4 protein-coding genes and 1 pseudogene are annotated in these 2,546 nt (G+C 75.9%); all 5 read right to left on the bottom strand.

The window, feature by feature from the left end:
• Positions 1–467, bottom strand: a 467-nt coding sequence (locus tag AC2W7G_RS13600; RefSeq protein ID WP_485868907.1) for a glycosyltransferase, incomplete at its 3' end; no start/stop codon positions are given.
• 117 nt (positions 468–584) lie between these two features.
• Complete coding sequence (locus AC2W7G_RS13595) at positions 585–1,217, bottom strand: hypothetical protein (RefSeq protein WP_485868908.1); 633 nt, start codon at positions 1,215–1,217, stop codon at positions 585–587.
• Positions 1,218–1,290: 73 nt separating this feature from the next.
• Positions 1,291–1,701, bottom strand: a pseudogene (locus AC2W7G_RS13590) (hypothetical protein); the annotation flags it as partial.
• Positions 1,698–1,832, bottom strand: coding sequence for a hypothetical protein (locus tag AC2W7G_RS13585; protein ID WP_485868906.1), 135 nt, complete (start codon positions 1,830–1,832; stop codon positions 1,698–1,700). The pseudogene AC2W7G_RS13590 and the gene AC2W7G_RS13585, both read right to left, overlap by 4 nt.
• A gap of 35 nt (positions 1,833–1,867) precedes the next feature.
• On the bottom strand, positions 1,868–2,546 hold a 679-nt coding region (locus tag AC2W7G_RS13580), incomplete at its 5' end, for a cytochrome P450 (protein ID WP_485868905.1).

Here is a 2,546-nt window from a genome sequence, read left to right as displayed (position 1 = left end):
CACGATGCGGCCGGACCAGATCGCCCCGGTCCCCCGCCGGGCCCGGCCGGCCACGCCGCGGGGTCGATGCCGTTGAGCACCACGGTGCTGGGCACGGCGTGCTGCCACGAGCGGGACGTGAACTCGCTGACCGCGACGAAGGCCGCGGCGGGGTCGGCGTAGCGCATCGCGGACTCCAGCCACGGCACCGGCGGCGTGTGCAGCGTCGTCACGACCGGCACCTCCAGCGCGGACGACATCGCGACCGGCAGGTGGTGGAGGCTGTTGTTGTGCACGACGTCGAAGCGGCGCCGTCCGTCGCGGGCGAGGTCGAGCATGAGCCCGAGGTAGGCGTGGTGCTCGCGCATCCACGTCTCGGGGGGCGCGGCGACGTCGGCCCGCGCGGCGGCGCTGGACGCGAACGGCTCCAGCGGCAGCTCGTGGACGCCGAGGTCCGGGTCGGAGCCGGGCGCCGCGAACAGCGACACCTCGTGGCCGCGCCGGCGCAGCGCCTTTGGCCAGCGCCGCGGTGTGCGCCTCGAGGCCGCCGGCGAACGGCTCGGCCACCGGGAAGCGGCTGGACGCGACCAGGCAGATCCGCAGCGTCACGTCAGCTCCCGGTACAGACGCAGGTGGGCGTCGGCGACCTCCTGCCGCTGACGCACGCGCGCGTCCCAGTCGGCGCCCAGCCGCGGACGCTCGGCGTACGCCTGCACCACGGCGGCCCGCAGCGAGGCGGCGTCGAACCGCTCCTCCTCGTGGACGTACGTCAGCACCGGACCCTGCTCCTTGAGGTACCCGCAGGTCGGCGCGAGCACGGTGGTGCCCAGGTCGCGGCACGCCTCGAGCCAGCCCGAGTGGGTGCCGAACCGGTAGGGGAGCACCGAGAGGTCCAGCGAGGCGAGGTAGGACCACAGCTCGTCGTCGGGCAGGAAGTCGTGGACCCGCAGGTCGACGCGCCCGGCCTCGGCCTGCTCGTGCAGGAAGCCGGACAGCTCAGCGTCGAACCGGGCGCCGCCGGGGGTCAGGACGTCGTGGTGACCGTTGACCTGCAGGACGGCGCCGGGCAGGCCGGCCACCGTCTCGACCAGCACGGGCAGGACGCGGTGCGGGGCCATGCCGGCGCGCAGGCTCTTGACGTGGACGCCCACGCGGAAGGGGGCGGGATCGCGCTGCTCGCGCTCGGCCCGGAGGCGGGCGACGGTCTCGCCGTCGACGACGTGCGGGTGCGGCAGCACGAGCGCCTCGCGGCCCCACCCGGCGGCGGACCTCGTCCGCCGCGCCCGGCGTCAGCGTCACGAGGGCGTCGGCCGCGGGCACGAGGACGTCCAGCTGGGCGTCGTGCAGGGTGCGGTCCTCGTGGTGCGGGTTGCGCAGGTCGTGGACGGTGTAGACGAGCGGGATGCCGCGCCGGCGCAGCACGGCGGCCCAGGCGGCGAGGTCCTCGGGCGAGCGTGCGTCGAACCCGAACTGCAGGTGCACGAGGTCGGCGTCGGTGGTCTCGGCCCACGCCGGGTCGAGCATCGCCGGCGGCCACCACTTGGTGCGCCGGGCCGGACGGCGCGGGTCGGCGGGGTCCGGGTCGTCGAGCCGGACGACCTCGCCGGTGGGCGTCACCGGGTCGAGGTGGCGGACGTAGACGTGGGAGCGCGGCACGGAGGCCACGACGACGGGACGCGCCGTCGTGGCTGGCGTGGCCGTGAGGTCGGTCGTCGCGGTCATTCCGCGGGCGCCGCGGTCGGCTGGTTCTCCGGTGCGTCGGCGGGGTCGTCCGCCTGGGGGTTGGCCTCGGCGGGCTCGACCTGGTGCTCGGGGGTGCTGTCGGGGTCGGGGCTGATCGGGTCGGCGGTCATGGTTCTCCTTCGTCTCGTCTCGTGGCGAGCATGGCTCAGACCGCGTCGGGCTGCACGACGGAACGTCCGGACAGGTGCGGGGGCATCCGGTCCATCGGGACGCGGGTCGAGCCGGTGAGCCGGAACGGCAGTCGCGCCAGCTCGGGGAGCAGGGCGACGAGCAGCGCGATCGTCACGTCCTCGCCCGGGCAGCGGTGGCCGCGCTCGCGGTCGCCGCCGCCCTGCGGGACGAGGTCGTACGGCGTCGGCTCCCGGTCCCTGAACCGCGTCGGGTCCAGGACGTCCGGACGCTCGTAGAGGCCGGGGTCGTGGTCGGTGCCCCACAGGTCGAGGACCACCAGCGCCCCGGTGGGGATCGGCGTGCCGTGGAACTCCAGGTCGCGCGTCGCCCGCGCCGCGAGGTACGGCGCGAAGGGCAGGCGGCGGCGCAGCTCGTGGGCCAGGTCCAGGGCGCTGAAGCGCTGCTCGAGCAGGCCCTCGCGCAGGTCGGGGAAGCGCTGGAAGGCGTACGCGCCGCCCAGCACGAACCACGACACCGCCGTGGTGGGTCGCAGCACGTTCAGCACCTCGACGGCGGCCACGCGCTCGTCGAGCAGGCGGCCGTCGCGGTCGCGGTGGTGGGCCACCGTCGACAGCGGCGTGGGCAGCGGCGCCCCGTCACGGGCGCGGCGGACCTGCTCGGCGATCCAGCGCTCGCCGCGTCCGCGGGCCCGC

The sequence above is a fragment of the Aeromicrobium sp. PFPM2_SD2 genome, from assembly GCF_057364525.1.
Note: the sequence above shows the minus strand (reverse complement) of the source record. Positions and strands in the feature narration are given on the sequence as shown.